This is a genomic window from Sphingomonas montanisoli, from assembly GCF_008274695.1.
Taxonomy (GTDB): domain Bacteria; phylum Pseudomonadota; class Alphaproteobacteria; order Sphingomonadales; family Sphingomonadaceae; genus Rhizorhabdus; species Rhizorhabdus montanisoli.
The window spans coordinates 258,578-277,177 of record NZ_VTOU01000003.1 but is presented as its reverse complement, the minus strand read 5'-3'; the positions used below and the strand labels follow the sequence as shown (position 1 = coordinate 277,177).

Genomic DNA, 18,600 nt, shown 5'->3' with positions numbered 1-18,600 from the left:
GCGCTTCGAGAGATATGAGTAGCGAACCGTCAATCGAATCCATGATCCATTTGCCCGGCGGCATATTTCGGATGGGCGCCGATGATGGCTATCCGGAGGAGGCGCCGACGCGGACGATCCGGATCAATGGGTTCCATATCGATCCAATCCCTGTCACTAATCGCGATTTCGCGGCGTTCGTCGCGGCGACCGGCTATCGGACGGTTGCCGAGGATGCCCCCGATCCGCGCGATTATCCGGGGATCAATCCCGCAATGGTGCGCGCCGGATCACTCGTGTTCCGCAAGACGACAGGGCCGGTCGACCTGGCCGACGTATCGCAATGGTGGGAGTTCTGCTTCGGCGCCGACTGGCGGCACCCGACCGGTCCTGACAGCAGCATCGATGGGCTGGAGGATCATCCGGTCGTCCACATCGCGCTTGCCGACGCCGAGGCTTATGCACGCTGGGCGGGCAAGGATCTGCCGACCGAGGCCGAGTGGGAATATGCCGCGCGCGGCGGACTGGATGGCGCGGCCTTCGCCTGGGGCGACGAGCTTGCGCCGGATGGCGCCATGCTCGCCAATTACTGGCAAGGCGCATTTCCCTACGCGAACGACCTGCTCGACGGGTGGGAACGGACGTCGCCGGTGCGCAGTTATCCGGCGAACGGATATGGCCTGTTCGACATGATAGGCAATGTCTGGGAATGGACGGCCGACTGGTATGGCCTGCCGACATCCGAGGCGGGCAAGAAGAAGCAGGGCTGCTGCATTCCTGCCAATCCGCGCGGGCCGGTGCGCGCCGCTAGCCTCGATCGCGGTGGCCCGCAGCCGCGCATGGGGCGGAAGGTGCTGAAGGGCGGATCACATCTGTGCGCGGAAAATTACTGCCAGCGTTATCGGCCTGCCGCGCGCCATCCCCAGCCGACCGACACGAGCACCAGTCATGTCGGTTTTCGATGTGTGGTGCGGGATGTGGTGTTCAGGCGCCCGCGCTGAGCACTTGGGGCAGGGGGTTCGATCTGTGGACGCTGGTCGCAATCGGCGACGGAGCGTCGCGGCCCCGGCCGGACATGTGGCGTGCGATCTGATCGCTTAGTTCCCCCCGACTGAATGCCGACAGCAGGCGCAGATGCCCCTGTGCGAGTTCGGTCGGAGCTTCGGTGTCCGATAGCCGATCGATCGACCAGTCGAATAATGTGGCGAATTCCCAGCGGGTCAGTGCTTCGGTCAGCCGCGGCGGATCGGCCAAGCCCAGTCCGTTGATGTTGGCCCGCACCCAGGCGTCATTGGCGCGACGGGAGCCGTCGTCGATCAGCGATCGGATCTCGGCGCTGGTGGTTGCGCTGAAATAGATCGAGACCAGCCCCGCCAACTCGTTGCGCCGTCCGCGAAAATAACCCGCCGTCCGGCGCAGTCTCTGCAGATTGGCGGCCAGCGAGCGGGGCGCGGTGTCCTCCGCGCCTGTTTCCGTCCCGAAGCCATCGAGCACGGCGTGCGCGATCAGTTCTTCGCGACGCCCGAACAAACCGTAGAGCGTGTTGATGGCAACGCCCGCAGCCTCCGCAACAGCGGTCAGCCGCAGCGCCGGTGCACCCTCGTCCGCGATCAACCGCCGGGTCTCCCGCAAAATGCGAACGCGACGATCGATCATCGCGGCGCTCGCATAGACTCCGCGGCGAGATGTCGGACTTTCCCCCATAACCATCTCCCTGATCCGATCGACAGAGAAGGTGACGTAGAGCATTTTTCACGTCAAGTGACCAAAAAATATTGACCCAGAGTGCAGGTTCTGCGACGGGACAATTCTGCACCACAGGATAATAATCCGATTGGGTGCGTCCTTTGGGGAGATGATGAGATGAGAGGGCACCTGATTTCCGTATTGCTGGCCAGCGCTTGCAGCTTCGCGATGGCGCAGCAGGCCCATGCGCAGCAGGCCGGGCCTGTCGATGCGACGCCTAACGACCAGCAGATCCAGGACATCGTCGTGACTGGCTCGCGCATCGTTCGCGATGGTTATACCGCGCCGACCCCGGTGACGGTCGCGCCGACCGCAGACCTTGCCAAGGCGACCCCGACCAACATCGCGGACGGCCTGAACAAGCTGCCGCAGTTCAGCCTGTCGAGCGGCCCGGCCCGCTCCACGCACAACTTCGCCTCGTCGGCCGCCAACGGCAACCTGCTCAACCTGCGCGGCGTCGGCCCTGAGCGCACGCTTATCATGTTCGACAGCGTCCGCATGCCGCCAACGACATTCCGCGGCGTCGTCGACGTCAACATCATCCCGAACCTGCTCGTCGAGCGTGTCGACATCGTCACCGCCGGCGCTTCAGCGGCTTACGGTTCGGACGCGGTCTCGGGCGTCGTCAACTTCGTCCTCAACAAGAAGTTCACTGGCATTTCCGGAGTCGCCCAAGGCGGTGTCGACCAACGCGGCGACAACGGTAACGAGAAATTTGGCTTGGCTTATGGCTCCGATTTCGCGGGTGGCCGTGGTCATATTCTGCTCAGCGGCGAATATTATAACAGCCGCGGCATGCTCCGCTCGGATCGTAAGCAGAGCCTGGGCAACTACCTTTATGCTGGTCAGAACCGTGCGGCGCTGTTGGCGGGAAACCCGGCCGGTTCGGCTGCGAATCCGCTGGTCCTCTACAGCAATACGACGATCAACAACTCGACGTCGGGCGGCCTGATTAATGGCCCAGCGAACTTCAGCTTCAACAATTTCCGCTTCCTGCCCAATGGTCAGGCCACCCCGTTCAACGCGGGCACCCTGATCGGAACGGCAGGCTATTCGGTGGGCGGCGATGGCTATGTCATCACGCCGCAGTCGACCGCGGTTGCCCCGCTGACGACCTATCAGACCTTCGGGCGTCTGAGTTACGATGTCGCGGATGACGTTAACGTCTATGTGCAGGGCGTCTTCACGCGCAGCGACATCAAATATTCGTCGCTCGCCAACGCCTTCGCTCCGCCTAATTCGGCGACGATCTTCAGCGGCAATCCGTATCTGCCCGCCAACGTCCAGGCCGCGATGACGGCGCAGAACATTCCGTCGATCTCGGTTGCGGTGAATCTGACGGAGATGGGGCCGCTGCCGGCGGAGGAGCGTACCGACTTCTATATGGGGCAGGCGGGTGTCGAGGGTAAGCTCGGCAACTTCGACTGGACCCTTGGCTACGTCCACAGCAAGTCGATCTTCACGCTGGCGCAGCAGACTTTTGATCTGAAAAAGGCATATGCTGCGCTGGACGCGGTTCGCAATCCAGCGAACGGCCAGATCACCTGCCGCGTCCTGCTCGATCCAGCCGTAGCGTCGCAATATCAGGGCTGCCAGCCGCTCAACATCATCGGCTCTGCGGGTCCCAATGCGACACGTGCCGGCTATGATTACGCCAATGGCGCGTCGCGCTATCGAGCCGAAACCACGCAGGACCAGCTGCAGGGCAGCATTCAGGGTTCGCTATTCGATCTGCCGGCTGGTCCCGTCGATATCGCGATCGGCGCGGAGTGGCGCCGCCAGAAGCTGCACCTGACTTCCAACTCGGATCCGGCGACCCTGGCGGGGGCGACTGCCGCGCAAACGGCGGCGCTGCGTTCTGCTTATTTTGCCGGCCTGCGTGGTGTCGGATCGACGGCGCTTTATTACAACCTCACCAACACCGGCATCGCCAATGGCCGCGTCACCGTGAAGGAAGCTTTCGCCGAGATCAACGTGCCGGTGTTGAAGGACATCCCCTTCATTCAGGCGCTCGACGTCAGCGCCGCAGGGCGCGTCACCGATTATTCGACCAGCGGCCGTGTCGAGACCTGGAAGGTCGGCGGCACCTGGAAACCGGTCGACGACCTGTTGTTCCGGATCACGCGCTCTCGCGACATCCGCGCACCTGCACTCTATGATCTGTTCGCTGGCGACAGTTCCGCGATCGGAACGCTCAACGATCCGGTCTCCGGTGTCACCTCGAACGTTCCGCAGATCACTGGCGGCAATCCGAACCTGACGCCGGAGAAGGCCGATACCTTCACCTTCGGCGGCGTTCTTACGCCCGGCTTCCTGCGCGGTTTCTCGATCTCGGTCGATTATTACAAGCTGAAGATCAATGATGCGATCGGCACGCTTTCGCTCGGGCAGATCGTCAACAACTGCCGCCTCGACGCAAACGCGCCGGAATGCGCGCTGGTGACCCGTCCGTCGCCGACCGCCTTCCCGACCAGCGTCCGTATATCGCCGGCGAACATCGCGATCCTTCAGACCAAAGGTATCGACGTCGATGCTTCGTACCGAACCGCGCTAGGCAACGGGAATCTGAGCCTGCGCGCCTATGTGAACTATCTCGACAGCTTCAAAACCCAGCAGTCGGCAACGGCTGTTGTGCTTGAAAATGCAGGCCGTGGTTCCAACGCGAACCAGCCGATCGCCCGCCCGAAATGGCGCGGCACGTTCAACGTGAATTACGAGAATGCCGGCTGGGGCGTGTTCGTCTCCGAACAATATATCGGCAAGTTCAAACTGGGTTTCCCTGCCGCGACCGGCCAGAATCAGGTGTTCGCCGATCCTGACGTGAATGCGGTCTGGTACACCGATCTGACGATCAGCAAGAAGATCGAAGCCTATGGCGGCTACATCGAGCTTTTCGGCACCGTGAACAATCTGTTCGACAAGAAGCCACCGCTGATCCCGGGCACGATCCCCGGTCTCAACCTGCCGACGATCATCTCGGTCTATGATCAGGTCGGCCGCGCCTTCACCGCAGGTGCTCGCTTCAAGTTCTGATGTGACCCGAAGGGCCAGCCATTGCGCTGGCCCTTCCTATTGCCGGGAGCCGGCCCGAATGCCCCAACGCCTTTTCGGCATCGCCCGCCTGACCCTCGTTTTGCTGAGCGCGACAGCGCTGGCCGCGCAGGCCGGAGCACAGACAGCCAACGGCCGCACACCCGTCGAGTCGCCGCCGCCGAGTTGGCCGCAGGAGGTGCGCGCGCCCAATGGGGCTCCCAACATCATCGTCATAATGACCGACGATGTCGGTTTCGGCGCATCGACATCGTTCGGCGGCCCCGTGCCAACTCCCACCTTCGATCGCATCGGCAGGGAGGGCGCCCGCTACAACCGTTTCCATACCACGGCGATCTGCTCGCCCACCCGCGCTTCCCTGCTCACCGGCCGCAATCCGCAGGAGGTGGGCATGGGGTATGTCGCCAATTGGGCGACCGGCTATGAGGGCTACAACAGTGTCATCCCAAAGAGCGCCGGGACGATCGCGCAAATTCTGAAGGCAAACGGCTACAACACCGCGATGTTCGGTAAGGGACACATCACCCCAGAATGGGAAATGAGCGCCACCGGCCCCTTCGATCGCTGGCCCACCGGGCTGGGCTTCGAATATTATTACGGGTTCATCGGCGCGGACACGAGCGGGTTCGAGCCGAGCCTGGTCGAAAATACCCGACAGGTCACGCCACCTGCGAACTCGGATTACATCCTCGATCGCGACCTTGCCGATCGCACCGTTCGCTGGATCGGCGAGCATGAGGCGACGCAGCCGGACAAGCCCTTCTTCATCTATCTTGCACCCGGCACCGCCCACGCGCCCAACCATGCGCCAAAGGAGTGGATCGAAAGGTTCAAGGGACAATTCGATCAGGGATGGGATGTGCTGCGTGCACAGATCGTCGCGCGGCAGAAGAAGCTGGGCGTCATTCCGGCCGCTGCCGCGGATGCGCCCCGGCCCGAAACGCTGCCGCGCTGGAAAAGCCTGATGCCTGGTCAGAAGCGGCTCTACGCGCGCTACATGGAGGCTTACGCAGGCTCGCTGGCCTTCGCCGACGACCAGATAGGTCGAGTGCTGGATGCCGTCCGCGATAGCGGCCAAGCCGACAACACCGTGATTGTCTATATACAGGGCGATAACGGTGCGAGCGCAGAGGGCAGTTTCAATGGTCTGCTCTACGAACAGTCGGCCTTGAGCGGCGCGCGTGAAGATACTGCCTATGCGCAGGCGCACATCAATGAGATCGGCACGAAAGCGGCCTACAACCTCAACCCAGGTGGCTGGGGCTGGGCGATGAATGCTCCTTACCCCTGGTCGAAGCGCTACGGATCGCATTTCGGTGGCACCCGCAACGCGATGACGGTGATGTGGCCGGGCCACATCAAGGATCCGGGCAAGTTGCGCTCGCAATTCCTGCACGTCAGCGACGTGATGCCTACATTGCTCGAGGTGGCCGGTATCCGGGCGCCCGCGGAGCTTGGCGGGATCAGGCAACAGCCGATCACAGGAATCAGCTTTGCCTATACGCTGAACGATCCGGGCGCGGCGCCGCGCCGGACGCAGCAGGTTTTTGCAATGTCGCAGAACCTCGCCATCTACAAGGACGGCTGGGTCGCCGCGACCGCGCCAATGGTCACGCCGTGGGAGAAAACCCGGCCCAAGCCGATCCCGCTCGAACAGCGCCAATGGCAGCTCTACGACATCGAGAAGGATTTTAGCGAGGCGCACGATATCGCCGCGCGCCATCCCGCCAAGCTCGCCGAACTGAAGGACATCTTCTGGGCGGAAGCAGCGAAGGCGAAGATGCTGCCGATCCACGCGAGCGAAGGCGGGCAGGAAGGCCGGCCGGACGTCAGCGAAGGACGCACCAGCTTCGTCTACACCCAACCCGTCACCGAGATTCCCGAGACAGGCGCCCCACCCACTGTCGGCCGTAGCTTCCGGATCGCGGCAGAGATCGACGTGCCGGCTGGCGGTGCGCGTGGCGTGCTTGCCGCGCATGGCGGGCGCTTCGGTGGCTATAGCCTGTTTATCGATGGCGAGGGGCGGCCCTGCTTCACCTATCGGTTCACGCCCGAATATGTGACGCGGATCGTTGGCGCCACGCCGCTTGCGTCCGGCACTCATCGGCTGCTGCTCGACCTGCGGCTCGATCGCGAGGAGAAGACGAGCGGCGGCAATGCAACCTTGTCGGTCGATGGCGCGGCGGCAGGCAATGGGCGGATTGAGCGGACCTTTGCTCTGATCGTCTCGCACACCGAAGGCTTCAGCGTGGGTAGCGATCCGATCACCCCGGTCGATGATGCCTACCAGAGCCGGACCAGCGCCTTCACTGGACGCATCGGCCGGATCGAGATCACGAACCCGCGCTAGAGCGCGAGCATCGGGAAAATGTCGACAAACGGGCTAGCTAGGCGTGTCGATGCGGGGCATCCAGCAACAAGCGCAGCCTGGGCCGCTCTCAGTGTGTCGGTTAGCAAGATTTGATGCTGTACGCGTTCCGAGACATCGATCTGATCCCAGCGGATCAACGCTTCAAGGAACATGAAGTGGCAGAGCTGCATCCGCAGACGGGCGACATCACGCGGCAGCGGCGTTAACGCCGCGATCATGGCTAGATTGGTTCGGTGCAGTGCGGGAGCGATCACCCCGTCGCGTGTCCAGTCGGGACCTCCTCCCACGCGCCAGTAAAGACGTGCATATTGGAGCAGAAAGCTCGGATAGGGATGATGTCCGGTCAGATTTGCGATATCGAACTGCGGCAAGCAGATAATCTCAAGCAGTGTGGGTAGATCGCCAACGAGGCCCGCAGCCTCGGCAATGCTGAGCATCTGAGCCCGACGCACGTCCATCTGCTGAATGCGGCTGCGGAAAATTGCCGCGGTCAATCCTTCCTTAGTGCCGAAATGATATTGAACGAGGTTGTTGTTGCGCGATCCTGCGGCCGTCGCGATCTCGCGCAGCGACACGTTCTCTATCCCGCGCTGACCGAATAGCGCTTCGGCCGTCGTGAGCAGGCTCGCCACCGAGCGTGCCGACCGAGGATCGGGCGATCGGGATTTGTGCGAATGTTCGGACGACGGCATGGGTAGGATCAGGCTCGCTACAAGGACTTCGGCAGAAAGTGTCGTTGGAAAGCCATATTTTCAAACCCGGCGTCAATCGCGCGGTGAGCCTTAGGTGGCCGACCCAGCGGTCAGTGCGTACGTTCTAACCGTCCGACACCGCAACGGGCACGGAAATCGCGCCCAAGGCCATTTCGATCATTTCAGCCGCGTCAGTCGCAAGAGAGCGGCAGCTTCCCCCGAATAATCGGGCATTGTCGTTGCGAACCAACATGGCAAGGAAGGACAAATTGAGCAGTTCCAGCCGCTGGCGCACCAGCCGAGCGGGGATCGCCGGAAGTCGCGTTTCGATCAGGTCGAGCAAGGCATGCAACGACTGGCTATCGCCATCCCGCATGTCGCTCGCATGGCGTGTGCCGCTCGGTCGATGCCGTGTCAGATATTGTACCATGAAGTGCGCATAGGGATGACAGCCACGGTCGTCGGCAATCTCCAGCTGCGACAGAAATAACACTTTGAGCAGCTCTCGCAGATCGGCGGGCTTTGCCTGCCTCGCCAGATCCGCGAGCATGCGCCCTCGGACACGATCAAGTTCTGCGATCCTGTAGGCTGAGATCGCCGCGATCAGACCCTCTCGCGAGCCAAAATGATAGTGAACGGCGGTATTGTTGGCCTGTCCTGCCGCCAACGCGATTTCGCGCAACGGGACACCGTCCACGCCCTGTTCCGAGAACAACCGTTCACCCGTCAGGATCAGCTTGATTTGCGAAGGTTTGAAGCGCGTTGTCATCCAGACGCCTCATTGCAGCCGAAACTGGACCGAGCGAATGACGCCAGGAAAGCTGTTCGGTCCCTCATAGTCGGGACTGACCGGGGTCATCAGATCCTTGCCGACATCCAATCCTTCCGTGAACCAGAACCGCTTGAGGGTCACTGGCAGCTGTCCGCCACCGGCGTCGGCGCCGTCGATGGTGAAGCGCAGGGTGCCGCTGCCTTCCTTACCGCCATCGGGTTCGAAACGGACGATGACATGATGCTCACCCGGTGACAGTGCTCGATTGGCCTGCACAGTGAAAACGCGCGGGGGAATGGCGTTATAGGCGAATGTCGGCACCCCATCCTTGAGGTAGAAGCTGAACCCGCTGAAACGGCCCCCTTGCGCTACCATAACCCCGTTCCGCCCCGTGTCGGACAAAAGAGCGTCGACATCGATGGAGTAGGCCTTTCCGCCCAATGGTGGCGCTGCCGATACATGCACGTTCGCGGTATCGGCGGCGTAGGTGTAGGTCGACCGGGTCGCGAGACCGGGCCTGCCTGCCCCGCCTTCACCTAGATCGTGGATTGGGAGAACGTTGTTCTTCTTGGCCTCGTCCAAAAACAATGTTTGCAGGGCATGCAACCGCTCCGGCTGCTGCGCGGACAGATCACGATACTCGCTAAAGTCATTCGCCACGTTATAGAGTTGCCACTCCCTGTCGTTGAACGACACTTTGGGTCGATCGGCTGAGAAGAGTTGCCAGGGCATGTAAGTCGGGCGGGTCGCAGCCACCCACCCATCATGATAGATCGAGACATTCTCCAAAATCTCAAAATACTGGGTCTTTCGCTGCGCAGGCGCCTTTGGTTGTTGGAAAGTGTAGGCCAGACTTATGCCGTCGATCGGTTTCTGCCGAACGCCATTGAGCTCCACGGGGACTGTTATCCCCGCGGCTTCGAAGATCGTGGGGGCGATGTCCGAGATATGGCTGAATTGCTGGCGCACACTGCCCGTGCTTGCGATATGGCCGGGCCAGCGAATTGTCATGCCGTTACGAATGGCTCCGAAATGCGAGGCGTTCTGCTTGAACCAGCGGAACGGCGTGTTCATCGCCCAGGCCCAGCCGGCCGGATACATATTATCCGAAAGTGGGCCGCCGATCTTGTCCATATTCGCAAGCTTGTAGGCAGGGCTTTCAGGAGCGGAGAAATTGAGACTCTGTTCGTAGAATGTCCCTTCAACCCCCCCCTCACCGCTGGCGCCATTATCACCCTGGATCAGGATGATCATCGTGTTGTCGGCTTTGCCGGTCTTTTCCAGCGTATCTAGCAGGCGGCCGATTTGCGCATCGACATAAGAGAGCTGCGCCGCATAGGCCTCCATGAAACGCGCCGCCACCTGCTTTTGATCGGACGAAAGGCTGTCCCAGGCCGGCAGTTCCGCCGGACGCGGCGTCAAGCGCGTGCTGGCAGGGATAATGCCTGCCGCCCTTTGCCGGGCAAAAATCCGCGCACGAACTTCGTCCCAACCGTCATCGAACTGCCCCTTGAAGCGGGCGATCCAGTCGGCGGGCGCATGGTGCGGAGCGTGTGTGGCTCCCGGCGCATAATAGATGAAGAACGGCTTTGCGGGGTCGGCATGATTCTGTTCGTCGATCCAACGAATAGTCTGATCGGCGATATCCTTCTCGAAGAAATAGTCAGGATCGACAGGCGGGGTCACATAGCGGTTATCGACGACCAGATTGGGCGCATATTGGTTCGTGTCACCTTGGAGGAAGCCGTAGAAATGTTCGAAGCCCAGCCCGGTCGGCCAACGGTCGAAGGGGCCTGCGGCGGTCAACTCCCAAGGCGGGGTGAAATGCGCCTTTCCAAACATTGCTGTGCCATAGCCGTGTTCCTTGAGCACCTGAGCGATAGTGCTCGTCGACTTGGGAATAACGCTAGAATAGCCATCATAGCCTGCGGCAAGGTCGCTTAGTGCTCCCATCGCGGCATTGTGCGGATACCGACCAGTTAGCAATGACGCTCGCGACGGCGAACACATCCCGGTGGTGTTGAAGTTGTTATACCGAGCGCCCTGCCGCGCCAGACGGTCAAAATTCGGGGTTGGTACGAGGCCGCCAAAGCTGCTGCTCGCACCGAAGCCCTCATCGTCGAGCATAATGAGTAAGATATTCGGCGCGTTCGCAGCGGGACGTGGTTGTTGAGGCCACTTCGGCGCGAAGTCACCAGCAGGGGGAAAAACAGGCTTTCCGACCGATGGAGTCAACGGGCCCGTAGCCTTCAACAACGTGGGCGTGGAACCGAGAAGCAGAGTGATCACGGTTAGTGAGACGCTCAACCCCCGACAATTACCTTTGCTCACGTCGCGCTCCTGCATGCCACCAAGTTGAACTTCCAGTTCAATATGACGCATATCAAATTTAAATAATATCGTTTAATTTAGAGGTGGTGGCCCCGAGGGGCACAACGATCCGAGCGACCCGACGAGCTTGAGATCCAAGCTCACCCCGGCTAACCCATGCTTCGGTGCGTATCGCTCGCCGAAATTTTTCCGTATCAAGAACGACCTCGCGGATTGACGTTGCCCTGGAATGCTCAGCCGAGGCATGATCAGGGATGCGTCGAGAATGCTTTCGCGACAAACGCTGGACTTCCAAATGACGCTTGTCGGGGGCAGGAAGCGGCTTCGCGGCTTCGCGCCCTAATTTCGGGAGCATTCCGAAGAGCAGCGATTGTCTCCCGAGTTCTCTTCGACCATAGGTCTCGCGCATTGGCGTTTGGGGGAAGCGTTGAGGATCGCGATCGTCGACGATAGCGGGCTGCGGGCGACCGTTCTGGAGGACGGGCTGCGCGAGGCGGGCTATGACGACATCCATGTCGTGCCCCCGCACGGCGCCTTCGTCGCAAAACTTGAACGCATGGCGCCCGATGTGGTGCTGATGGATCTGGGCAGCCCCAGCCGCGACACGCTGGAGGAGATGCTGGCGGTCAGTCGGGCGCTCGCACGGCCGATCGCGATGTTCGTCGATCAATCGGACGACATGATGATCGGCGCGGCGATCGATGCCGGGGTTTCAGCTTATGTCGTCGATGGGCTGCGCAAGGAGCGCGTCAAGCCGATCCTCGATCTGGCGATCCGCCGCTTCAACGCGTTCGCCAAGATGCAGGCCGATCTGGACGAGGCGCGCACCGCGCTGGCCGATCGCAAGACGATCGATCGCGCCAAGGCGATCCTGATGAAGACCCGCAGCCTCGACGAGCCGGCCGCCTATACCCTGCTGCGGTCGACCGCGATGAATCAGGGGCGCCGGATCGTCGACGTCGCCGAGGCGCTGATAACGGCAAGCAGCCTGCTGGGAGGCAGCGAATGACCCCCATCTCGATCGCCTTCCTGCCGCTGACCGACAGTGCGGTCCTGATCGCCGCGCGCGAAAAGGGTTTTGCCGAGGAAGCGGGCATCGCGCTCGATCTCGTCCGCACGACGTCGTGGGCCACGGCGCGCGACCGGCTGGTCTATGGACAGGTGCAAGCGGCGCACATGCTCGCCCCGCTCGCGATCGCGGTGACGTTAGGGCTGAGCCAGCATCCGGCCGCGCTCGCCGCGCCGTTCAAGCTGAACGTCAACGGCAATGCGCTGGCGATGGCGAGCGATTTCGCCGCCGCGCTCGATCCCGATCCGGTGCGCCGCCTCGCCGACCCGATCGCCGCCGCGCATGATTTTGCGGGTGCGATCGGCCTGCATCGGCGCAAGCCGGTGATCGGCATCGTTCACCGCTTCTCCTGCCACGCGCTGATGCTGCGATACTGGCTGGCGACCGCCGGGGTGGACGCCGATCGCGATGTGACGCTGCGCGTCCTGCCGCCGTCGCTGATGGTCGAGGCGATGCGGGCGGGCGAGATTGACGGCTTCATCGCGGGCGAGCCGTGGGGCAGCGTCGCGGTAGCCGAAGGGCTGGGCGAGATCGTCGCGGCGGGATCGCGCATCTGGCAGCGCGGTGTGGAGAAGGTGCTGGCCTTCCGCGCCGATTGGATCGAGGCGCAGGCCGAGACGATCGACCGGCTGCTGCCTGCGCTCGCCCGCGCCGCTATCTGGTGCGACGATCCCGCCAATCACGCCGAACTGGCCGAACTGCTCGAACGACCCTTCTATGTCGGCCGACCCGCCGCCGAACTGATGCCCGCGCTGACCGGACAGATGGTGCTGCGGCATGGCGAGCCACCGGTGACGGTGCCCGATTTCATGCTGTTCCAGCGCGAAGCCGCGAACTTCCCGTGGCGCAGTCAGGCCCTCTGGATCTATTCGCAGCTCGTCCGCTGGAACATGGCGGAGGCGGACGAGGACAATGAACGGCGCGCCGCCGACGTCTTCCGGTCCGACATCTATCGCCGCGCGCTGGCGGGATCGGGCCTGCCGATGCCGGGGGCGAGCATGAAGGTCGAAGGCGCGCTCTCCGCGCCGACGGCGGTGGGTGCGCATGAAGGCGCACTGACCCTCGGGCCGGACCGATTCTTCGATGGGCGCGCTTTCGATCCGCAGGATGTGACCGGCTATCTCAAGGGCTTAGCCGCGATTCCCCTGGATTAGTTTTTTGCACTTGCGAGAAACAAGGATTTCCGCCAGCTTTTGTGTGTCGCGCGATGATGCGCGCCCAGAGGAGGCCGTCCCAACGTAGGGATAAGCCCTCCACCAACGACAGCAGAGCCGCTGTCCAGTCCGCAATGCGCGAGGCTGGAGAGCGGCTTTTTTCGTTTTCACGATATTGGGGGTATCCATCATGGCTACGGCATATTGGGACGATCTGGACTCGCCGCCGCGCGGCTTCTGGGATGCGGGGCATAAGCCCACGCTGATCGCCGCCTTTCTATATTTCGACCTCGCCTTCATGGTGTGGGTTCTGCTCGGCCCGCTGGGTCCGGACATCGCCGCCGCGCTGGGCCTCACGCCCGCGCAAAAGGGATTGATGGTCGCGACACCGACGCTGGCCGGCGCGATCCTGCGCCTCGTCAACGGCCTGCTGGTCGATCGGATCGGGCCGAAGCGTTCGGGCGCGATCAGCCAGGTGATCGTGATCGTCGGCCTCGCCATTGCGTGGGCGATGGGCGTGTCGAGCTTTGCGGGCACGCTAGCGCTGGGCGTCGTGCTGGGCTTTGCGGGCGCTAGCTTCGCGATCGCGCTGCCGCTGGCCAGCCGCTGGTATCCGCCCGAGCATCAGGGCAAGGCGATGGGCATTGCGGGCATGGGCAATTCGGGAACGGTGCTCGCCTCCTTGTTCGCGCCGATCCTCGCCAAGATGTTTGGATGGAATGCCGTTCTGGGCCTCGCCTGCATTCCGCTATCGATTGTGTTCGTCGCTTATATGATCATGGCGAAGGATGCGCCGAACGCGCCGCCGGCAAAGCCGCTTTCGGCCTATCTCCACCCGCTGAGGCAGGCCGATGCCTGGTGGCTGATGCTGTTCTACAGCGTCACTTTCGGTGGGTTCGTGGGCCTGGCCGCATCGCTGCCGATCTATTTCACCGACCAGTTCGGGCTGACCCCGATCATGGCGGGCTATGCGACGGCGGCCTGCGTGTTCGCGGGTTCGCTGATCCGCCCTGTCGGCGGCGCGCTGGCCGACAAGATCGGCGGCGTGAAGATGCTGTCGGCGGTCTATGTGGTCGCGGCGATCGCGCTGGCGGGCGTCAGCATGGCGCCGACGCTCGAAGCGGCGCTCGGCACCTTCGTGGTCGCGATGCTGGCGCTCGGCGCGGGCAACGGCGCGGTGTTCCAGCTGGTGCCGCAGCGTTTCCGTGACGAGATCGGCGTGATGACCGGCCTCGTCGGCATGGCGGGCGGCATCGGCGGCTTCTACCTCGCTTCCTCGCTCGGCTTCGCCAAGCAACTGAGCGGCAGCTACCAGCCCGGTTTCCTGATCTTCGCGGGGCTGGCGGTGATCGCCTTCCTGTCGCTGGCGCTGATCAAGGGCCGGTGGCGCGCGACCTGGAGCGCGGCGCTCGACGGCGTTCGCATCTGAAGGCTGCATGGGCGGGCCCCGCGCCCGCCCTTTTCCGTGGGGGACGGGAATGAAGACGATCATTTTAACGGCGGCCGCGCTGGCCGCCGCAGGGCCGGCTTGTGCCCAGGGCATCGCGCTCAAGCCGATCGCCGAGGCGCGGATACGCTATGAACATGTCGATCAGGACGGCCTGGCCGATACCGCCAACGCGCTGACCGCGCGGGTGAGGGGCGGCGTGCAGGCGACGAGCGGGGCGCTGTCCGCGACCGTGCAGGCGCAGGGGACGCTGGCGATCAAGGGCGACTATCATGATGGGCTGCACGGTGTTGCGACGCGCACGCCGCTGGTCGCCGACCCGGAAAATGTCGCGCTCTACATTGCGCAGCTTCGGTACAAGACCAAGACGGCGACGTTGACGGCGGGGCGGCAGAAGATCGCGCTCGACGACGAACGCTTCGTGGGCAATGTCGCCTTTCGCGACAATGCCCAGACCTTCGACGCGGTGCGCGCCGAACTGACGCCGATCGCGAAGCTGAAGGTCGACATCAGTTATGTCTGGAGCGTCCGCACCGTCTGGGGCATCGACGGGCGCGCGGCGCGGCAGCAGGCGATTTCAGGCGACAATGTCTTCGCCAACATCGCCTATGCAACCCCGGTCGGCGCGCTGACCGGCTTCGCCTATCTGGTCGATGTCGACGAGGCGGCGATGCAGGGTTTTCGCATGTCGAGCCAGACCTATGGCGCGCGCCTCGCGGGTTCTCGCTCCGTATCGAAGGCGGCGAAGCTGGCCTGGGAGCTCAGCTATGCCCGCCAGTCGGACTATCATCGCAACCCGAACGATTATGCGGCGGATTATTATCTGGCCGATCTGATGCTCGACGTGCGCGGGCTCAAGCTGGGCGGGGGCTATGAGGTGCTGGGTGCCGACAAGGGCGCGGCGCTGACGAGTTTCCAGACGCCTTATTCGACCCTGTTCAAGTTCAATGGCTGGGCCGACAAATTCCTCGCCGTCACGCCGCCCAACGGCTTGCGCGATCTCTATGGCAGCGCGGGCTATGGCTGGAAGCAGGTCGGGCCGTTCACCGGCGTTACCGCGCAGATCGTCTATCACGATTTCCGCAGCGACCGGCTGGATAACCACTACGGCCACGAATGGAACGCCTTGCTCTCGGCGAAGCTGGGTAAGCGGACGGCCGTTTCAGTGCGCTACGCCGATTATCAGGCGAAAAGCTTCGCGACCGACACGCAGAAACTGTGGTTGCAGCTCGATTGGACGCTGTGACGCTGCAGTGCAAAATATTCACTTGAGAGAATCGGCGTTTCACGACATTCTTTCAAGTGAACGGGCAAGGATGCCCGATCCGACATAGTCCAATGCCTCCACCGACGGAGGCGGAGGGCGCATCGAACCGGCGGGCAACCCCGGTCGCGATGATGGCAAGGCCGCCATGCAGGCGCTGGATTTCCAGCGTCCGCATGGCGGCCTTTTTCGTTTCTGGAGTTTGGGGCATGGACTTTCAGGGCAGGACGACGGTCGACGAGATCGACGAGGGACCGGGCGGCGCGGCGCGCGAGCATCTGGTCGTCATCGGCAACGGCATGGCCGGGTGCCGCGCGATCGAAGAGGTGCTTGCGCGCGACGCCGGGCGCTTCCGCGTGACGATTTTCGGCGCCGAACCGCATGTGAACTACAATCGGATCATGCTGTCCCCCGTGCTGGCGGGCGAAAAGACGTTCGATCAGATCGTGATCAACGACGACGCCTGGTATGCTGACAACGCGATCGAACTGATCGCGAGCGATCCGGTCGTTTCGGTCGATCGCGTGGCGAAGATCGTAACGGCGCGTTCGGGCCGCTCGGTCCATTATGATCGGCTGCTGATCGCCACCGGTTCCGATCCCTTCATCATCCCGGTCCCCGGCAAGGATCTGCCCGGCGTTATCAGCTTCCGCGACATGAACGATGTCGATGCGATGCTGGCGGCCGCCGATAAAGGCGGCGACGCGGTGGTGATCGGCGGCGGCCTGCTGGGCCTCGAAGCCGCGCACGGACTGACGTTGCGCGGCATGAAGGTGACGGTGCTGCACCTGATGCCGACCCTGATGGAACGCCAGCTCGACGAAGCGGCGGGCTGGCTGCTCAAGTCGGAGTTGGAGCGGCGCGGGCAGACGGTGCTGACCGGCGCCGACACCGCCGAGATCGTCGGCGAGACCTGCGTCGAGGGCGTGCGTCTGAAGGACGGGCGGCTGATCCCGGCGAGCCTGGTCGTCATGGCTGTCGGCATACGCCCGTCAACGGGCTTGGCGCGTGAAGCGGGGCTCGCGGTCGGGCGCGGCATCCAGGTCGATGATCATATGGTGACCAGCGATCCGTCTGTCCTCGCGGTCGGCGAATGCGTCGAGCATGACGGGTTGGTCTATGGCCTCGTGGCGCCCCTGTGGGAGATGTGCCGCGCGCTGGCCGACGGACTGGTCGGGCAGCCGACCGGCTATCGCGGCTCGGTCACGTCGACCAAGCTCAAGGTGTCGGGGATCGACGTCTTTTCTGCGGGCGACTTTTCGGGCGGCGACGGCGCGGAGGATATCGTCCTGCGCGACGCCTCGCGCGGGGTCTACAAGCGCGTGATCGTGAAGGACGACCGGATCGTCGGCGCGGTCCTTTATGGCGATACCGCCGATGGCGGCTGGTATTTCGACCTCCTCAAGAAGCAGGAGGATATCGCCGATCTGCGCGACCTGCTGATCTTCGGGCAGGCCTTCGCCTTGGGAGGGGGCGCTTCGGACCCTAAGGCGGCCGTTGCGGCGCTCTCGGACGATGCCGAGATCTGCGGTTGCAACGGCGTCTCCAAGGGCCAGGTCGTCGCATCGATCACCGGCGGCGCGTGCAGCCTCGATGCCGTGCGTGCCACCTGCAAGGCATCGGCATCGTGCGGATCCTGCACCGGCCTCGTCGAAAATCTCCTCGCTTTGACCCTCGGTGACGAGGTGAAGGCGGGGCCGAAGACGATGTGCAAGTGCACCAGCTTCACCCACGGCGATGTCCGTCGCGAGATCGTCGAACAGGGGCTGCGCTCGATCCCCGAGGTGATGCAGGCGCTCCACTGGTCGACGCCCGACGGCTGCTCCTCGTGCCGCCCCGCGCTCAATTACTATCTGCTCTGCGCGCTGCCGGGTGAGTATGTCGATGATCAGCAGAGCCGCTTCGTCAACGAACGGATGCACGCGAACATCCAGAAGGACGGCACCTACTCCGTCGTCCCGCGCATGTGGGGTGGCCTCACCAACCCGCGCGAGCTGCGCGCGATCGCCGACGTGGTCGAGAAATTCAACGCGCCGATGGTCAAGGTGACAGGCGGCCAGCGGCTCGACATCTTCGGGATCCGTAAGGAGGATCTGCCCGCCGTCTGGGCCGATTTGAACGCCGCGGGCATGGTGTCCGGCCATGCCTATGGCAAGTCGCTGCGCACGGTGAAGACCTGTGTCGGGTCCGAATGGTGCCGCTTCGGCACGCAGGATTCGACCGGGCTGGGAGTCCAGATCGAACGGATGACGTGGGGATCGTGGATGCCCCACAAGTTCAAGATCGCGGTGTCGGGATGCCCCCGCAACTGCGCCGAGGCGACGATCAAGGATTTCGGAATCGTCTGCGTCGACAGCGGCTACGAACTCCATGTCGGCGGCAACGGCGGCATCAAGGTCCGCGCGACCGATTTCCTCTGCAAGGTGGCGACCGAGCAGCAGGCGATGGATTATTGCGCGGCGTTCACCCAGCTCTACCGCGAGGATGCCTGGTATCTGGAGCGCACCGCACCGTGGATCGAGCGGGTCGGGCTCGATTATATCAAGGCACGCATCGTCGATGACGAAGTGGGTCGCGAGGCGCTGACCAGCCGCTTCCTCTTCTCGCAAAGCTTCTCGCAGGACGACCCCTGGGCCGCCCGCGCCGCAGGGGCAGAGCGCGAACAGCACGCGCATCTGGGCGAGTTCCGCCCCATCGAAATCCTGGCCGCGGAGTGAGTGACAT

General features: G+C 63.1%; 12 protein-coding genes. 8 read left to right on the top strand and 4 right to left on the bottom strand.

What is annotated here, in order from left to right; translation table 11 throughout:
• Nucleotides 1-41: 41 nt before the first annotated feature.
• Complete coding sequence (locus FYJ91_RS12565) at nt 42-980, top strand: formylglycine-generating enzyme family protein (protein ID WP_149522627.1); 939 nt, start codon at nt 42-44, stop codon at nt 978-980.
• Here the strand turns inward: FYJ91_RS12565 and FYJ91_RS12560 are convergent.
• Entirely contained in the window at nt 964-1,635 is a 672-nt protein-coding gene (locus FYJ91_RS12560) for a TetR/AcrR family transcriptional regulator (RefSeq protein WP_181008485.1), read from the bottom strand. The genes FYJ91_RS12565 and FYJ91_RS12560 overlap by 17 nt on opposite strands.
• Nucleotides 1,636-1,893: 258 nt before the next feature.
• Between FYJ91_RS12560 and FYJ91_RS12555 the strand changes: the two genes are divergently transcribed.
• Both FYJ91_RS12555 and FYJ91_RS12550 read left to right on the top strand, forming a co-directional pair.
• Complete coding sequence (locus FYJ91_RS12555; protein ID WP_149522625.1) at nt 1,894-4,758, top strand: TonB-dependent receptor domain-containing protein; 2,865 nt, start codon at nt 1,894-1,896, stop codon at nt 4,756-4,758.
• Between the two features lie 58 nt (nt 4,759-4,816).
• A complete protein-coding gene (locus FYJ91_RS12550; RefSeq protein WP_149522624.1) occupies nt 4,817-7,126 on the top strand; it encodes an arylsulfatase in 2,310 nt (769 codons plus the stop codon).
• On the opposite strand, the gene FYJ91_RS12545 is transcribed toward FYJ91_RS12550, so the two are convergent.
• The 3 genes from FYJ91_RS12545 to FYJ91_RS12535 all read right to left on the bottom strand — a co-directional run bounded on the left by FYJ91_RS12545 (nt 7,123) and on the right by FYJ91_RS12535 (nt 10,993).
• A complete protein-coding gene (locus FYJ91_RS12545; protein ID WP_181008484.1) occupies nt 7,123-7,779 on the bottom strand; it encodes a helix-turn-helix domain-containing protein in 657 nt (218 codons plus the stop codon). The genes FYJ91_RS12550 and FYJ91_RS12545 overlap by 4 nt on opposite strands.
• A 184-nt stretch (nt 7,780-7,963) precedes the next feature.
• Entirely contained in the window at nt 7,964-8,608 is a 645-nt protein-coding gene (locus tag FYJ91_RS12540) for a TetR/AcrR family transcriptional regulator (protein WP_149522622.1), read from the bottom strand.
• A gap of 9 nt (nt 8,609-8,617) precedes the next feature.
• The gene (locus FYJ91_RS12535) at nt 8,618-10,993 is read right to left on the bottom strand and encodes an arylsulfatase (RefSeq protein WP_149522621.1); all 2,376 of its coding nucleotides are present in this window, start codon (nt 10,991-10,993) and stop codon (nt 8,618-8,620) included.
• 376 nt (nt 10,994-11,369) lie between these two features.
• Between FYJ91_RS12535 and FYJ91_RS12530 the strand changes: the two genes are divergently transcribed.
• The 5 genes from FYJ91_RS12530 to nirB all read left to right on the top strand — a co-directional run bounded on the left by FYJ91_RS12530 (nt 11,370) and on the right by nirB (nt 18,593).
• A complete protein-coding gene (locus FYJ91_RS12530; RefSeq protein WP_149522620.1) occupies nt 11,370-11,951 on the top strand; it encodes an ANTAR domain-containing response regulator in 582 nt (193 codons plus the stop codon).
• Entirely contained in the window at nt 11,948-13,165 is a 1,218-nt protein-coding gene (locus tag FYJ91_RS12525; protein ID WP_149522619.1) for a CmpA/NrtA family ABC transporter substrate-binding protein, read from the top strand. Before FYJ91_RS12530 ends, FYJ91_RS12525 begins: the two co-directional genes overlap by 4 nt.
• 190 nt (nt 13,166-13,355) lie before the next feature.
• Entirely contained in the window at nt 13,356-14,594 is a 1,239-nt protein-coding gene (locus tag FYJ91_RS12520) for a nitrate/nitrite transporter (protein ID WP_149522618.1), read from the top strand.
• Nucleotides 14,595-14,643: 49 nt separating this feature from the next.
• Nucleotides 14,644-15,858 carry an alginate export family protein gene (locus FYJ91_RS12515; RefSeq protein ID WP_149522617.1) on the top strand — a complete coding sequence of 405 codons (1,215 nt, stop codon included), beginning with the start codon at nt 14,644-14,646 and terminating at the stop codon, nt 15,856-15,858.
• Nucleotides 15,859-16,085: 227 nt separating this feature from the next.
• A complete protein-coding gene (gene nirB / locus FYJ91_RS12510; RefSeq protein WP_149522616.1) occupies nt 16,086-18,593 on the top strand; it encodes a nitrite reductase large subunit NirB in 2,508 nt (835 codons plus the stop codon).
• Nucleotides 18,594-18,600 lie beyond the last annotated feature (7 nt).

Excerpts from the sequence above, each read along its gene's own strand:
- FYJ91_RS12565 (WP_149522627.1), top strand. The coding sequence starts at position 42 with ATGATCCATTTGCCCGGCGGCATATTTCGGATGGGCGCCGATGATGGC.
- FYJ91_RS12560 (WP_181008485.1), bottom strand. The coding sequence starts at position 1,635 with ATGATCGATCGTCGCGTTCGCATTTTGCGGGAGACCCGGCGGTTGATC.
- FYJ91_RS12555 (WP_149522625.1), top strand. The coding sequence starts at position 1,894 with ATGGCGCAGCAGGCCCATGCGCAGCAGGCCGGGCCTGTCGATGCGACG.
- FYJ91_RS12550 (WP_149522624.1), top strand. The coding sequence starts at position 4,817 with ATGCCCCAACGCCTTTTCGGCATCGCCCGCCTGACCCTCGTTTTGCTG.
- FYJ91_RS12540 (WP_149522622.1), bottom strand. The coding sequence starts at position 8,608 with ATGACAACGCGCTTCAAACCTTCGCAAATCAAGCTGATCCTGACGGGT.
- FYJ91_RS12535 (WP_149522621.1), bottom strand. The coding sequence starts at position 10,993 with ATGCGTCATATTGAACTGGAAGTTCAACTTGGTGGCATGCAGGAGCGC.
- FYJ91_RS12525 (WP_149522619.1), top strand. The coding sequence starts at position 11,948 with ATGACCCCCATCTCGATCGCCTTCCTGCCGCTGACCGACAGTGCGGTC.
- FYJ91_RS12520 (WP_149522618.1), top strand. The coding sequence starts at position 13,356 with ATGGCTACGGCATATTGGGACGATCTGGACTCGCCGCCGCGCGGCTTC.
- FYJ91_RS12515 (WP_149522617.1), top strand. The coding sequence starts at position 14,644 with ATGAAGACGATCATTTTAACGGCGGCCGCGCTGGCCGCCGCAGGGCCG.
- nirB (WP_149522616.1), top strand. The coding sequence starts at position 16,086 with ATGGACTTTCAGGGCAGGACGACGGTCGACGAGATCGACGAGGGACCG.